Consider the following 15722-nt stretch of genomic DNA (forward strand, 5'->3'; position numbering starts at 1 on the left):
GTAGGTTTAGTTATGGCATATAGTAATGATGATATTAGAGAGTTGTATCGAAAGATAGCTACAATTGTAAAATATGATGATAAGGGAATTGCTAGTCTTAAAGATTTGCAAAAGGAACCAAAGTGGAAAGAAGTTAATTTTCAAGATAAGTGTGAAGGAGACAATTTATTAGGAGACTTACTTCTAAAACATGCAACCGAACATAACAACCCACGCGTTAAGGATCTTTTTCTTAGAAATGGGTTCAAGATTCCTCAACAAGAACAGATAACTACAGAGGTAAATGAGGAAAGAGAACCTGATGTAGAAGAAAATGGAGCAGGCAGCAATGCAGCAGATTCTAATAACTCCAGAGGTAGTCAATTTGCTACGTCATACAACAAGATAAAGGAAATTGTAACTAATAACCCTAGTATAACTGCTCAGGAATTTGGTGAGAAGCTTAAAAAAGAGAAAATAGATATAAAAATAACAAACCAGGATGGTTGGACTTTGCTTTATTATGCTGTTCGTTCAGAAGGGCCTAGTATTACCGGCGATCGCAGTATATTCCTAAGGGTTGTTGGATTGCTCACAAATTCAGACATTAAAGTCAATGGTATTCAAGATACGGCTTATACTTTATTAGATCATGCCGCAATAAAAAAACAAGCTGACGTTGTAAAGATACTTTTGAATAGTGGCAAATTTAATGAAGAAGAAAAATTTAACGCTCTGCGTCTTGCTATTGTTCAAGGTAATGTCCAAGAAGTTGGGGTATTTTTAGGTTATGTAAATGATGAAAGCAGACGAGCAGCTGTAGAGTTGGCTATAAATAATAGACAAAAAGAAATTACTCAGGTGCTTTTAAACTTTATTGTACCAGAAACACCTAATGTAGAAAAAAACGGAGCAAAACCTTGCAGCAGTAATGGGAACATTGGTAGTAGACCTGTAAATACATCAAATGGCCAGCTAAATCATAATAACGAAAATAAAACGCCTGTATCAACAAGGACTGACCAAACTGCCACACCAAATAATGATAATAAAGCTAACGGCTTCGTAGATGCTCAATTTTCTGTGCCAAATGAAAAAGAAACTAAATATAAAGAAAGCAAGGAAAATTTTTATACCTCATTAACAAAAGATGTTGTTGGAGTTGTTGTTACAGGGTTATTCATTGCTGCTGCTGTGATGGTTCCATCTGTGGCTGGTGCGGTGGTTTGTGGTGTTATAGCTGCTTTGGTTGCAACATATATCGGATTACATGTAAAAAATTCTACATTACCAAGCTATAGAGAAATGGAAAAAAATAAAGTTGAACACGTGAGTTCAGGTATACAAAAGGGGTGATTTAAGAGAAATCTTTGCCAAGCAGGATGTCATCCCAGTGCCCTGACTACTTGGATCCAGAAAACTTAACTTTAAATAAGTGGCTGCATAATAAAGACTAGATTCCAGTGTCAGCTACTTGGATGACACCTCTCTTGGGCTCTTTTAACCATAAACATTTAAGAAATTTACCAAATGAAAAGAAAGGCAAAAGAAACCCCGGTTAATATCTATTTAAAAACATTGGCGTTTTTTTATGTTTTAAACGTCTAATAACCGCGACTCAGCTGCTTTTAAATGCAACTCACCTTAGTTTAAATGTTTAAGAAATTTACTAAGCAGAAAAAAAGGTAAAAGAAATCCCGTGTTAGCTAGTTGTCACTCTCTAATCCTGCAAATTGGCGTTCTATACTGTCTTAAACGCTTTATAAGCGCGTTTCAGCTTATATAGCTAGAAATGTTGTGAAGACATAAGGTGCGCATAGTACAAAAAATTAAAAATAAGACGCCAATTACGTAATACTGGACTCCTGATATAATGTTGAACATTTTTTTTCTGCATTTCCGCCAGGGCAAGTTCTTGAAATCGAAACACTATATGTATATTATCGTGATCAATTTCAACGCGTTTGACTAATGCTCTAATTATATTAAGCTTAGCCTCCCAATCTGCTTGACCAAGTTCTGATTCAACCACAGAGGCAAAACCTTTTATACTACTTATGATAAAATCTATTTCCCTCTGTAGTTCCTTTTCATCAACCACCTCTTCCTTCTGGTTTCTCATTGCTTTTAACTTCTTCTCTATTTCCTCAGCTTCTAGATCATATTCCTCCTGAGTTATGCGTTCTCGAACATAGACATAATTTAGTCTTTTGATACCTTGTTCTAATTTGCTTATTTCTTTTTCAATCTCATCATTTGGTTGCTTATTTTTATGTTCTAAAAGCATAAGTTGATGTTCTTTTGCAACTTTATCCGTGTCTTTCAATACCTTCTTCATTTCTTCCCATATAACTGGTTCTAGTATCTCCATGCGTATTGATTTGTTGCTACATACTCTAGTCCCGCCAAAACGGCTTGCATCTGTACCAGTACAACGATAGTAGCTCCTTCCTCCCTTAGCGTTTTTTGCTGCATAGTAGGCATATTTGCAACACTGACATACCATTAGTCCTTGTAATAGGTGCCTTCTTCCACTTCGTTGTATTCTTGATCTCTTTCTATTTTCATCAAGTTGTTTTTGTACTATATCGAATAATTCCTCTTCAATTATCCTTGGTATTGTTATTTTTATCCAATTCTCCTCATCAGTACGATAAACAGAATAGTTCCTTTTGCGCACTTTCCATCTTGCCCTCACTGCTTTTCTTATTGGCCCTACCTTCGACTTACCAAATGCCGCTTCTCCTTTGTATGCTTGATTTCTTAATATTCTATGGATTGTACATACGTTCCACACTCCCTTGCGGATGATGATCCCTCGTGTTTCAAGTTGCTTTATTGCTGCAGCTTTTTGCTCTTCAGTTATATTTGTTAACTGTAGCCTTTTATCCTCTCTTAGTTCTTTTGATAATATTTGCTGTTCTGTTTTTTGCTCTGCAGCTTGCATAAAACACCTTATCTTGACAATTAATGCCATTTATATTGAACAATTACATAATGTGCAAACATTTTTTTACATAATTTAATTTGTAGAAAGTTTTGCCTCAAATGCCTTTTAATTGACTCTCTTCTACAGGGTAGTCATAATGTATTATTTAATTAAAGAGAGAGGGTGATTATGGAGCCGCTACATGAAATACTGGAAGTATTAAATAATGATCAAGATTTAAACTCGAATAATATAGTTAAAAAGATAAAGAAAAAACTAGAAGAGAAAAGCAAACTAGATAGTGGATTTGAAGGAGCATTAGCAAAGGAAGAATATAATGTATGGAAAGAAAGTAAGTTTTCATTAGACTGCCAATTTACTACTAATATTGCTAGTTGGCAAGGTACATTACTGCATGTAGCTGCTAAACATGGCCATACGAACATAATAAAAATTCTGATAGAAAGTGGTGCAGATGTTGATGGCAAGCATAGCCATACTCCTTTACATGCAGCTGCTGAAAGTAATCAGCTAGAAGCAGCAAGGATTCTAATAAAAAACGGCGCAAATGTTCATACAAAAGATATCTGGGAATGTACTCCTTTACATTATGCTGCAGTTAGTGGTAGTGAATCTATAATACGGCTTCTCATACAAAATGGTGCAGATCCTTGGGTGAAGGATAAAAATAGTGAAACTCCAGTATATAGCTATGTATACGGGCGTGCATGGCTCCTTTCACCTCTTACTATTACCCACAAATATAAATGTTTGTTGCATAGCTCTTAATGGCATAACTTTTGCTTGAAATAACTGTTTATATGGTGCAATTTACAGCTTTTAGTTGCTAAAATTATAACTCTTAGTTTAATAATTTTAATCCAATAAGCTTTCAGGTTAATAAAATTAAATTATTTGAGTAAATACAATACTATGTTTTTATTTGTGGGTAATAGTAAGCTTTCACCTGGGTCTGGTGATGGGTGTTTAGCACAATTTGAAAAAGCACGCAATGGAGGCCTCTTTGTTCGTTATTCAACACTGTTACTAGGCGCTGTAGCAGCAATAACACTTTTCACAACTGGCAATATTACACCAGATGCACCACGTATAATAGGCGCAGCAGCTTTAGTTACAGTAGCAGCACTTGCAGCTGGTCGTATTACATATGAAGCGTTTAAACCCAGTACTAAAATGGCAAAAGTAGAATATGAGCGTTTTGTAGCAGCACAGCAATCACCACAGTAGTCTATTTCTAAATAAAAAAACTGTTACATTATATCTCATATTATGGTAAGCCTAGCATTAGGTGGTTCATATGAGGTAAAAATGAAAAACATTATCATCGCAGGCTCTGGTCCTGTTGGTTCATCTGTCCATCTCAGCCATAATTCTTGCACTTTTTTCCGAAACTCTGCATCTTTAGCTTTTGATTGCGGTTTTATTCCTGTTCCAACGCAATTACTCACTATCGTATCGATTATGTTTGCTGCATAGGAGTTCTTTCTTACCATATCACGAGACCGACTGCGTAAGTGTTCAAGGCTTTGGGAAAGTAAGCTATTTATACTTCCTGACTCTGGTTGAAAGTGCAATAATCTCCTTCCTGAACCTCCATGCTGAACCTTTAGACTTTGGTGGTTTGCGGAATAATTGCTTGAATGATTTTAGTAGCATTACTTTTCCTTATCTGAAACTTTCGATAATTCAGCTTCTAACTCTTCTATTGTTGGCAAAGCTGTTTTGATGTTTTCTGGTAGATTTTCAGTTATTCGATATTCCGCTAATCCTATTGGTTTATTTATGTCTTTGAGTGTATATTTAGCAAGTACATCGTCTTTAGATTTACATAAGATTAACCATATAGAAGGTTGATCTGTCGAGTGCTTCAGTAAATCGTCAACTGCGGAAAGATAAAAATTCATTTTACCTGCATACTCTGGTTTAAAATCTTTATCTTTTAGTTCAATTACTATGAAGCAACGTAACTTTAAATGATAGAATAATAAATCAATATAAAAGTCTTTATTACCAACATCTAAATGAAATTGTCTACCAACAAATGCAAATCCCTCACCGAGTTCTAACAGAAATTTTTCCATATGCCCTACAAGTCCCTTTTCTACTTCTCTTTCGTGAGCATCCTTACCTATACTTAAAAAATCAAAAATATATGGATCTTTTAATGTGTAATGTGCTAGATCGGATTGTGGAGATGGTAATTTTTCTTCAAAGTTAGTAATAGCTTTCCCTTGACGTTTATGTAGACCAAGCTCTATCTGCATCACCATAATGTTACGTGACCAGCCATGTTCAATAGCTTCTTTTATGTAGAATAGCCTCGCTTCTTTGTCCTGAACTAAGTCCATTAGAAATACATTATGTCCCCACGGCAATTGGGCAACAAGTTGTTGCACAAATTCAATATCTTGATACTCCACTGCAAATTGACGCATATATTTCAAGTTTCTCGTGCTAAAACCTTTCATTTCCGGGAATTCAGCCTTTAAGTCTCTACTTAACTGCTCAATTACTTTAGATCCCCAACTCTGACTCTTTTGTTTTTCTAGAATCCGCGTTCCAATATAATGATAAAGCAGTAGCAGTTCTTTATTTACTGTTCTTGCTGCCTTATAACGACTAATAGCAATATGTTCTTTCAACTGCTCTAAAAATTCTGTATATTCTTTTCCTATAATTTTTGTCATAGTGTTCCTTTCAACGATTTTTATCATTATATGATCCCTTTATTCGTTGCAATAACAATCTTTCTCTTCGGCTTCACACCTGCAACTTTTAACTCTGCTTTGATTCGTTGCCTGAGCTCCAATAAATCCTTTATTTGAACTTCCCCGTACCGAACTACATGGTCACCATATGCAATTGAGACAACCCTTTCCCCGCTTTGCAGCTTCTTTATCGCTTCTTCAACTTGGGCTAAATATTCACTGCTGTACATTCTTCTCACCCAGCCATCTACTCTTTCTTACCTTTTTAGGCTTTTTAGTTTTTTCACCTACTAAACTCTCCCATTTACTCTCTGGCCATCTATCAATCCCCAGGGCAATAGACGCAGCTCTTGCGTAAACTCTGCAATCTAGTACTTCATTTCGGTCTCTTATCTTTTGCCACTCTTGTTTGGTATATCCTTTTACTACCTTGGTAATTAGTTGCTCTGCGGTTAGCTGTTTAAAATACTCAGGTGTATACTCTGGAAAATGACAATACCCCGGCGCCCCTTCTGTTAAAACATTAAGTAGCTGAAAAAGCTCTGACTTTAATATCGATACCCCAACTGGCCACAGCTTCATTCCTCTCTTTAGCTTTTGTCCGCTAACTGTTACATCAACTCTACTTGGGCTGCTAAGTGGCACTAGCGCTTTGTTTGCCCCTTTCACTGCCAATTACTCTCCCAGAGCCCTGGTGACCTCTTACCCAGTTGTATACCTCTTGTGTTGCATACCCAGCATCTACCGCCATCATGCTTATCATGTATTCAAGACCATTTTCACCGATAAAATGATGATTTAATAATTCCGAAAGTTTTCCCCATACTTCTTCTCCTCCCGGATCTCCTTCAAATACTTGGTAGTCTATTGACCAACTTTCTCGATTTCTTCCCCATGCTACAATTTCTGCCTCTAAACGATCTTTTTGTACATCAACCCCTGCCGTTAACACTACTTTGCCACACTTGCATTGCCTTTACCGGTGATAAAACGTTTTATCGTCTTGACAGGTACACCTTGATAAGGTATATGATGCTTTTCACACCAAGCAGCTAAAACAGCAAAGAAACCACCATAACAATGCGCAGCATCAGTTCCAAGGTGTCTCCTTACCTCCTCAAAGTACACTGTAGAAATGTCTTTCAAGGAATTAAGCCAATTACTAAAACTTAAAAAGCACATGCCACCTCCGCTGAAACGGCTAGAGTGAAAACTCTCACTGCCACTTTGGATTACTCCATCTGTAAGAATTGCCCAGCCGGTTTGCTTGCCGAGGTCGAGTGTTAGGATTGACATAACTGGAAATTTTCATCTAGAGACAGCAAATATATGCATGTAATATATATACGTAAATTCTCAGAAATTCGTCCAAAAAATGTGAAAAAAAGTTAAAATAATTTTAAGGCAGCTAATTACGTTTTTTACAACAGAAGTCTTCGCTATTTGAGTTGTTTCCATTTTGGAAATAACTGTTTGTCGGGATTTTAAAGAGGTTACATGGGTTTTTGATAAAGGTGCTATCTCTCTATCCAAATCACTAATAACGCTATAACAATCCTCTAAAACGTTTTAAAGAATTGGGTTGCAGTAGAGACAATTGAAATGGGCTATGTAAAACTGTATCTTTTTGGTTTTAATTTCAAGAGCCTCCCTTCAGAAAGCCCTATATCTCTGCTTTTTTTGACTACTACAAAAGAAGCTTTTCTGTTGGAGACATAAATTTTGATCTTTGTCTCTATTTTGAACTATTGAGCGGTAGTTATCTGGTTCTTTACATTAAATAACTCAGATATATTATAGTGCATTTTTTATATTAACTAAATCTCTTAACCGGTCATTGTTAAATTCTGTAATCCAACTCTCGCCACTACTTATAGTTAGGTTTGCCAATTCCTTCTTGCTTTGAATCATCTCATCAATACGCTCTTCAAATGTACCTGTTGAAAGTAGCCTGTACACTATAACATTACGTTCTTGCCCGATACGATAGGCCCGATCTGTTGCTTGTGCTTCCACTGCTGGGTTCCACCATAAGTCATAATGTATTACATGATTTGCTGCTGTTAAATTAAGTCCTGTTCCTCCAGCTTTTAAAGACACTATAAGAATGTTGGACTGGAATAAGTTTTGAAAGTCATTAACCATTTCGTCTCGTGCTTTACGGGACAGTCCTCCATGTAAAAATGGCACTTTTGATTCAAACCTTTCTTCAAGCAATTTAGATATAATTTCACCCATTTCAGTGTATTGAGTAAATATCAATGATTTTTCTGCAACTTCACCAATACTAATCAATATTTCCTCAAGCATCTGCATTTTACCGGATTGTTCAATACTCGCACGCTTTTTCTTGCCAAACTGTGATGGATGGTTACAAATTTGCTTTAAAGCATTGATAAGTTTAAAGATTAGTCCCTTACGTTCAATTCCTTCACTTTTTTCTATTTTTCCCATATTCGCATCAACAACTTCTTGGTAAAGAGCCGCTTGCTCTGGAGTGAGAAAACAATAACAATTACTCTCAATTTTATCTGGTAAATCCTGAATAATGCTTTTATCGCTCTTAAGTTTACGTAACATAAAAGGGCTAGTTATTTTCATGAACCTTTCTAGGCAAGATTTATCTCTCTCTTTCTCAATTGGTATTGCAAAGTTGGTCTTAAACTGGGTAGCACTACCTAGGTAAGATTTATTGGTAAAATCAAAAATACTCCAATACTCTAGCAGTCTATTCTCAACAGGTGTACCACTCATAGCTATTCTACATTTTGCTTTTATAGCTTTAATTGCTCTGGTTTGGTCAGCGTCACGGTTCTTAATATTTTGTGCTTCATCAATTACGAGCAAAAACCATCCAACTTTGTCAAGTTCTCTCTTATCGCTACGTGCAATACCATAAGATGTTAGAGCCACATCATAATCACTTGCTAATTCTCGATTTTGTCCGTGATAGATGAAAAGCTTTAATTCTGGTGCAAAACGTTCCATCTCTCGTTGCCAATTACTTAATATGCTTGTTGGAGCTACTATCAAAACTCTATCCCGATTTAAAAATCCTGCATTTTTACAATATAGAATAGCTGCAATAACTTGTATAGTCTTACCAAGACCCATATCATCAGCAATTATGCTACCAAACCCACTTTCTATGTTCTGTACAAGCCAGCTAAATCCGCGTTCTTGATATGGGCGCAATTGTGCTGTCAGATTGTTTGGCGTAGTTACAGGTGTATAAGTGTTAAGTTTTTTAAACAAGCTTGTAAGCTGCTGGTCAAATGCTACTTTAGTTTCATCCAACTCACCTGTTAAAACAGCTTGCACGAGTTCTGCTCGATTGAGAGAATTAGGTAGCTTATCAAGTTTCTTTAGTAAACCTCCTACTTGTTTGTCATCTAGAAGTACATACTGATCCATAATACGCACAAGTTTACGAGAGTTTTTTAGTAGCCTCTTAAACTCTGAAATACTAAACTTCTTATCACCTATTGCTACTCTCCAATCAAACTTTAATATGTCCTCAAACATCATGAAGATTTCGTGATTATCATCATCTTCTTCTTTTATTTCATCTTTAGTAGACAAGTTAAGACTTAATTGCGGTTTGAAGACTTTTTGCAAGGATTCTGGTAAAACAGCTACAATGCCAATCGTTCTTAATATCGGCAAAGTGTCTGTAAACACTGATGAGAAACGATCTAAGTATAGAAATAATGTACGATTACTGTTGATTGATTTTTCTAATTCTGGTATATGCTCAAGCAAAAATGCAAGGTCAGATAAAATACTCAGTCTTAATTCTTTATTTTGATTAGGAAGTGCCTTATCTAATTTCATCGGTGGCTCTGTACCGTCCAGAGATATCTGTACGTCAAGTTCAAATCTGTCGTAATGATCCCGTATAATTAAATGAAATTTGTATGGTTTACCTGCTAAGTAAAGGTGTGACAACCAGACATTAATTATTTGCGATTTTTCTTTGTCGATTAGTCCATGAAACTTTTGATACTTGCCAGTGAAAAACAGTCTAAAGATGTTCACATATTTATATTCATCAAGTGATACAGGAAAATTGTTTGTTATATATCCTAAAAGGATGAGAGAAGTAGCAACATTTACCTGTTCCTCTGGTTCTATAGCACGTCCCTTGTACTGCACCAATAGAGGCGGACAAATAGATGATATCTTGCTATGAATTTCCTTAACTGATTCATTAAACAACGCAGGAATCCATCTCATTATAATTTCTTCTCTTTTGTTTTGTAATACTTGTGGTATTAGCGCTGACTTTTCCATCAGCATATGTGCAAACTGTGAAATCATATGCATGAAGCGAAGTTCAGGATTAAGCCTGTAAAGTAACGAATTAGGAATGTCGTTTAAAAATTGTGCTACATTTTTTGGTAAATTTTTATCGGTTGCAAATAACTTACTTATACCATTGTTTACCTGAATCAGTTGATAACGATCATCAATAAATAGTTGAAATGTTTGCCAATGTTCGATATGCACCCATTTCTCAATAAACAGTTCTTCTTCTGTAAAAGACTGATTTCCTGTGGGATATCTTTGCCAATGCTTATAAGCTGTTTGCAAGGTATGGCAAAAGTTTTTCTCAAAAAAAAGCGGATTATTCGTCAAAATACTGCAAACACAATTAGCAAGGTCAGGAATAGTTGATAAGTCAATGTTATCTAAAATTACTTGATTGGAAGTTGCTTGATCGCATGGTTTAAATACATCATCAAGCGTTAAGATTTTTTGAACATCTCCTAATTTTCCATCCCAAAAATCATCAATGAATGCTAGTAAGTTACAATTACGAATATTAAAAGCCAATAAAGGATTTCTATCAATCTCTTTAGCAATAAGATAAATTACAGCAGCAATATGCTTACAAGGTACAGCCCAATCAGGACAATTGCATCTTGCATTTATTTCTTTCCGCTCTGAAGTAAACAATTTCGTACCAAGATCATTGAGCTTATCAAGCAAATTGATCGTTCTTACTTCTCTCCATTTTAAAGAAAACAATTTAGTGTAAAAATTATTGAGTTTATCAAACAAGCTGATTGTTTTTATTTCTTTCCATTTTGAGGGAAACAACTTAATGCCAGAATCATTGAGTTTATCAAGTAAGCTGCTCGGTAACCGTCTGTTTATTAACCGAGATAATATAGCTGGTGAAGTTTTTATAATTTTATGAATGGCATGCTTCTCTGAAGCATTGAATTCTCTTAGTATAACTTCAACTCTATATGATTGACCCGAACCATAAACTTTAGCTACGATTACATTACTATTAATTTTAATACCAGAGACTCTCCCATCATTGGCATAGGTTCTACCACGTTGTAATCGATTATCGCAGTCAACTCCACCAAGGCATTGAAGCCACTTCTTACTCCACCATGTTCTTCCATAAATAGTCATTTTATAAAATCGTATATTTCAATATAAATAAATTGAATATTAATCTTATAGATAATTTTTCTAAATATATCAAACCCACCTTAAACAACTATAGTGTTTCTTCAGAGCAAGCTACCAATTTTAGAACGGTTTAACATCAATTACTACTATAAAACGCCAACAGAAATAAGTTAAAATAAGCATTTGTTTGTTGCTATAGATCAAATTTACTTATGTTGAGCTGCATAAAAGTGCAACCAAGACTATACAAAAAGACTTAAAACTCTCAAAACCTTATGAATTTATATGTAACCAGTGCTCCTAATTTATTTACAATTCATCACTCTCTGTGACCATACAGAATTGGGGTTAAAAGGTTTGCTTGGCAAAATTAATGTTTAGTGGTATACTTAAGAAGTTATATTAATAGGGGTAATATATTGGTTATTCAAACTAATTCTTTAACATCAAGTACTGCAAGTTTGCCAACTGAAGATTCAAGTTGGGTTAATGTAAATCAAGAGGAAGCTGAAGTTAAGGAGCATCACCATTCTGAAGGTTCAGATATTGAAGTAGAAGATTTATTTGTTGTAGTTCCTGAAAGTTTAACTTTTGCTAAAATAATAAATATTCTAAATAATGCCATAGAGTATAATAATTATAAAGAATTAGATACGATTGTACGAAGCATTGAAGATTATGATGGTCAACCTGTTAAATTAGATAATGAAAATCTCAAAAATTTCTGTTTAAATCAACTTAACTTGGACTTAGAAAAGAGAAGCGATCACCGACATATATATTCAAATATACTGTCACAATATAGTTTTGATCAAGTAAAATGCAATTATAGTTATCCAGTAAAAGAGCTGGTACTTTTAGCAATTGCAGCTAATGACAAACTTGCAGAAAAATACCAGGACATACTTTTTGCTGAAGGAAATTTGAGTCTTTTACCTCTACTTATTGGCAGTCAAAAATATATTGCAGCTTTTATAGAGAGATTTCCTGACCTTTATATTGAATTAAAAGATCAAGTTGTACAACTTAACGAGCTCAACAAGATTGGCTTTTTCTCAATTATAGCGCTAAGAAAAGAGCAGAATTTATTGAACTCAGTTCTTGTAGAAGATGTCTTAGGAGATCTTAAAGCAGTATTGCAAGAAGGTAGCCCTGACTCTTTATATGGTGTACTTGAAACAGCATCTCTCGCTAAAAATAAAGACTTTATGAAGATAGTACTGGATTCACTTGAAAGATATATTGATGATCAGGCTAAAAAAGATCTATTAAAAAAGTGTATTGTTACTTTTTTAGAAACTGTAATAAGCCAGGAGCATGTTTCAATTGTTGAGTACTTGTGCAGAGAACGTATTGAAAAGAAAGGTTCAATAATTCAAGAAATCTATAAAGAAGCATTTGCAGATGAGAAAATTATTGAACAAATTAAAAACCAGGTTCTAAAAAATATTGATAGTGCAGGTAATGGACGTAAGGAAAAAAAACAAAAAATTTATGACCTAGTTTTGCAAGCCGCCTCATGTACTGGCAGTACAGATTTTATAATAAAAGTACTAGATTTAATTAAAAATGATTCCAAATTTTCAGGCGATACAGATAGGCAGACCTTCTTGCAAAATAGTCTAGTTACTATTTTAGATAATGTTATACGTGAAAAACATTCCTCAATTATTCAAAATGTGTACACAAATTTTATATTGAAACTCGCTGAAAATTCAGGAGTGGAGTTTTTAACCATCCAACAAAGATATCAAAACGCTTGTCATACTTTTATAAGTGTAGATAATAATGTTGCCGGTCAGTTTAATGAGGAACTTAATGAAGATGATTCAAATCTAGAACAAGATAAATTTGAAATAACTGATATTCAAGAAGAGCAAAGGCCAGGTATTTTAGGACCAAATAAAACTGAAATTGCAGGATTTAGCCAAGAGAAGTTATTAGAAATCATCAATTTTGTTAAGATAGGCTATTATGTTAGTGATTATAACCTTAATAGTCAAAAGTTTTCTGAGTTAGAGGAAAGATCTTATAAAGTTCCAGCTAAACTTAAGGAAGAAGGATATAAAATTGTTCAGTTTTATAACGTGAATGATGGTAAACAATATCGACATGCTGGTTACGTTTTTATAAAAGATAAGGAAATAACTATAGTTTACCGCGGTAGTCGTAATCTCTTTGACTATATTACAGATATTAGAATACCTTTAATTTGTGCACCTGGGCTTTTACCTGAAGGTGGAAAGATCCACTCAGGTTTTTATTCTTTATTTAAGGATTCTTGGGGCAGTGTTTATGAGATACTAAGAGGGTATGCTAATGATCAAAAGTTAGAAATTAAAGATTTTAAAATTAACCTTACAGGTCATAGTATGGGAGGTGCCATTGCCACCATAGCTGCTCTATGTTTAAGTGTAAGAGAGGGTGCAGAAGATTTGCATGTTGCAACTTTTGCTTCTCCAAGGGTTTTTGACCCTTCTGCTGCTAAGGTTTATGAAGAGCGCCTTGGAAAGAAAATTATTAGAGTAGTTAATCAATCAGATTTCATACCTTCATTACCATCTGGTTCTATGGGTTATAAGCACGTGGGTGAACAATTAAGGGCAACTAGTGATTCTTATGCCCATTCATTAGACATATATCGCAATCTTATTATAAATATTGAACCTGACCAATTTAAGTCTGATAATAGTGTATCTATATACTATTATCCTTCTTACCTTGTTACAGCATTCTATAATGTATTCACTGCACCAAGTTACCTCATTCCAAATACCCATTCAAATGGTGATGAGCAGTATTTTAAACAAGTAAAGAACAAACATAAAGATGCTTCACTTTCTGAAATGATGAAATATTCTGGATCTAGTAATGAACAGAAAGTAGTAATTTATGAGGATTCTGAACCTGGTGAAGACGGGTTTATAACCTTTGTGATGCCATCTTTACCTAGACATGAAAGAGGTGAAGGGTTAAAAGTTAACGTTCCTGATATTGCTTTTTTTGTTAACAGTAATTATTATCTCAGTGGAGACACTATTAGTCTGAGGCTATTGAAAACCTTAATTGATAACTATCCAGGAAGCTTGGCACTTATGAAGAAAGAGAAAAAGAGTAATAAACTTAATGGAGGTTCTTCTTCTACCGCAGCTATCTCAACGTTAACAATAGCTGAAGTTTCTTCAACGAATTCATCTTTAGGTGATCATAGCAATAATAATGTACAAATCGCAGTGCAGAGTGATGAGAATCAGCAAATGAATGATGAAAAAGCTGGTAGCAGTAACACTCCAGGAATTCCTGAACAAATACTTGTACCAAGTAATGAAAAAGAGCTTGTAGCAAGTACAGGTTACGGTATGGGAGATGTCATTACCAAAACAGGAAATGCAGGAGATTTGCGTGTTGCAACTTTGGGTACTCAACAGGTTGTTCCTCATGGTGGTGCTAAAATTCTTAACAAGTTTTATAAAAAGAATGCTACTGGGCTTTCAGTCGAGTTTATTGCTGGTAATATTAGTGAGATAGTACAGAAGTTTCTTAACGCTGGGATATCACAAGTCGTAGTTTCTACCTCCACTGGTAGTTCCGTATCCTTGGGTTTTAATGATATTAGTAAAGCAAGTCAAGGAGGACTTCAAAAAATAGCAAAAGCACTTATGGACTTGTTTACAAGAGGTGAATCTAATAGTAGAACTGTCAATGCTATTACTAATTTTTCTACTGTTAAAACACCAGCCTTAGAACAAGAAAATAATACTCATGGCAACGATCAACAACCAAGTGATTCTGTTTCTAATATTCAAAGTGATGATGTAGAAGTCGGTAGCACTACTATAAATGATCAATCAACCTCTATTATCAGTAGCGATGGTGAGGATAAACAAATTCCTATTCAACAAGCAATTCCTATAGTTCTCAAGAAATCAGAAGAACTTGCTGCACAAACTGCTCAAGATATATCAGTTGGAGATGATGTAGCAGCTTCCGTTATTAGTAATGATAATCATAGTGATTCAAGTGAAATTCAGTTACAAGCTACTGTTCAACAATTTATTAATAAAGATGGTACTGCACCATCTGTTCAACTAGCTGCACCTAAAAGTTTAGATAAGAATAGTGGTAAAAAAGATACACAACCAAAACTAATACCAACAGGGGTACCTTTAGTAGCTAGTAAAGACTCTAACCAAGTAAATAATGTTCAAGGTAACAGCAAACAACCTAGTTATCCAGACAAAAACAACCCTGCTCCACAAAATGCAAAAAGTAAGTTGCCTGTGATAGCTGCTGCTATGTTAGCAATAACCGGAGTTGCTACAGGGATAGCTATTGCAGTTTACTTGGAAATGCTAATGGTAGGAATAGCAGTTGGAGCTTGTTGTCTAGTTGCAGCTACAATCATATATTACTGTAACAGACCTTCAAATTTAGTTGAACCTCCAGCTAGTTGTAATAGGCCTTCAAGTTTACTTGAGGGTAGTAATGTTAAACCTCCAGCTAGTGCATCCATTGTATAATAAGTTGAAGAATAAATATAGTAGTTTACCATTTAATAATTAATTATCATCATGTTAATTATTGTAAAATAAGAACCAAAGCCTGATTTAAAATGCGTACTCGATAAATACTTCGGCGAAAGTACTCAGGTACTT

Annotated in this window: 8 protein-coding genes and 4 pseudogenes; 4 read left to right on the forward strand and 8 right to left on the reverse strand. The window is 34.8% G+C overall.

The window, feature by feature from the left end; genetic code table 11:
• Positions 1-12 precede the first annotated feature (12 nt).
• Complete coding sequence (locus tag ABWU36_RS01425; protein WP_353272914.1) at positions 13-1335, forward strand: ankyrin repeat domain-containing protein; 1323 nt, start codon at positions 13-15, stop codon at positions 1333-1335.
• A 430-nt stretch (positions 1336-1765) separates the two neighbouring features.
• Here ABWU36_RS01425 and ABWU36_RS01430 read toward each other — a convergent pair whose 3' ends face one another.
• Both ABWU36_RS01430 and ABWU36_RS06815 read right to left on the reverse strand, forming a co-directional pair.
• Positions 1766-2566 (reverse strand): recombinase zinc beta ribbon domain-containing protein, encoded by an 801-nt coding sequence (locus ABWU36_RS01430; RefSeq protein ID WP_410525883.1) that lies wholly within the window; start codon positions 2564-2566, stop codon positions 1766-1768.
• A pseudogene (locus tag ABWU36_RS06815) lies at positions 2552-2848 on the reverse strand (recombinase family protein); the annotation flags it as partial. The gene ABWU36_RS01430 and the pseudogene ABWU36_RS06815, both read right to left, overlap by 15 nt.
• 249 nt (positions 2849-3097) lie before the next feature.
• Between ABWU36_RS06815 and ABWU36_RS01435 the strand changes: the two are divergent.
• Positions 3098-3697 (forward strand): ankyrin repeat domain-containing protein, encoded by a 600-nt coding sequence (locus tag ABWU36_RS01435; protein ID WP_264688273.1) that lies wholly within the window; start codon positions 3098-3100, stop codon positions 3695-3697.
• A 126-nt stretch (positions 3698-3823) separates the two neighbouring features.
• The gene (locus ABWU36_RS01440) at positions 3824-4156 is read left to right on the forward strand and encodes a hypothetical protein (protein WP_253309096.1); all 333 of its coding nucleotides are present in this window, start codon (positions 3824-3826) and stop codon (positions 4154-4156) included.
• A 119-nt stretch (positions 4157-4275) separates the two neighbouring features.
• Here ABWU36_RS01440 and ABWU36_RS01445 read toward each other — a convergent pair.
• The 6 genes and pseudogenes from ABWU36_RS01445 to ABWU36_RS01470 all read right to left on the reverse strand — a co-directional run.
• A pseudogene (locus ABWU36_RS01445) lies at positions 4276-4585 on the reverse strand (phage portal protein); the annotation flags it as partial.
• Entirely contained in the window at positions 4585-5616 is a 1032-nt protein-coding gene (locus ABWU36_RS01450; RefSeq protein ID WP_353273208.1) for a YhcG family protein, read from the reverse strand. The pseudogene ABWU36_RS01445 and the gene ABWU36_RS01450, both read right to left, overlap by 1 nt.
• 26 nt (positions 5617-5642) lie before the next feature.
• Positions 5643-5867, reverse strand: a complete 225-nt coding sequence (locus ABWU36_RS01455; RefSeq protein WP_253309098.1) for a gpW family protein — start codon at positions 5865-5867, stop codon at positions 5643-5645.
• Positions 5854-6595: pseudogene (locus tag ABWU36_RS01460) on the reverse strand (terminase gpA endonuclease subunit); the annotation flags it as partial. The gene ABWU36_RS01455 and the pseudogene ABWU36_RS01460, both read right to left, overlap by 14 nt.
• Positions 6596-6600: 5 nt before the next feature.
• Positions 6601-6933, reverse strand: a pseudogene (locus ABWU36_RS01465) (Holliday junction resolvase); the annotation flags it as partial.
• Between the two features lie 498 nt (positions 6934-7431).
• On the reverse strand, positions 7432-11067 hold the full coding sequence (locus ABWU36_RS01470) for a DEAD/DEAH box helicase (protein ID WP_353272916.1): 3636 nt from the start codon (positions 11065-11067) through the stop codon (positions 7432-7434).
• A 419-nt stretch (positions 11068-11486) separates the two neighbouring features.
• Here ABWU36_RS01470 and ABWU36_RS01475 point away from each other — a divergent pair, with 419 nt between their 5' ends.
• The gene (locus tag ABWU36_RS01475) at positions 11487-15587 is read left to right on the forward strand and encodes a lipase family protein (protein ID WP_353272917.1); all 4101 of its coding nucleotides are present in this window, start codon (positions 11487-11489) and stop codon (positions 15585-15587) included.
• Positions 15588-15722: the final 135 nt, after the last annotated feature.

It is taken from the genome of Wolbachia endosymbiont (group A) of Portevinia maculata, from assembly GCF_964028525.1.
In the GTDB taxonomy this organism is placed as follows: domain Bacteria; phylum Pseudomonadota; class Alphaproteobacteria; order Rickettsiales; family Anaplasmataceae; genus Wolbachia.

Excerpts from the sequence above, each read along its gene's own strand:
- ABWU36_RS01425 (WP_353272914.1), top strand. The coding sequence starts at position 13 with ATGGCATATAGTAATGATGATATTAGAGAGTTGTATCGAAAGATAGCT.
- ABWU36_RS01435 (WP_264688273.1), top strand. The coding sequence starts at position 3,098 with ATGGAGCCGCTACATGAAATACTGGAAGTATTAAATAATGATCAAGAT.
- ABWU36_RS01450 (WP_353273208.1), bottom strand. The coding sequence starts at position 5,616 with ATGACAAAAATTATAGGAAAAGAATATACAGAATTTTTAGAGCAGTTG.
- ABWU36_RS01455 (WP_253309098.1), bottom strand. The coding sequence starts at position 5,867 with ATGTACAGCAGTGAATATTTAGCCCAAGTTGAAGAAGCGATAAAGAAG.
- ABWU36_RS01470 (WP_353272916.1), bottom strand. The coding sequence starts at position 11,067 with ATGACTATTTATGGAAGAACATGGTGGAGTAAGAAGTGGCTTCAATGC.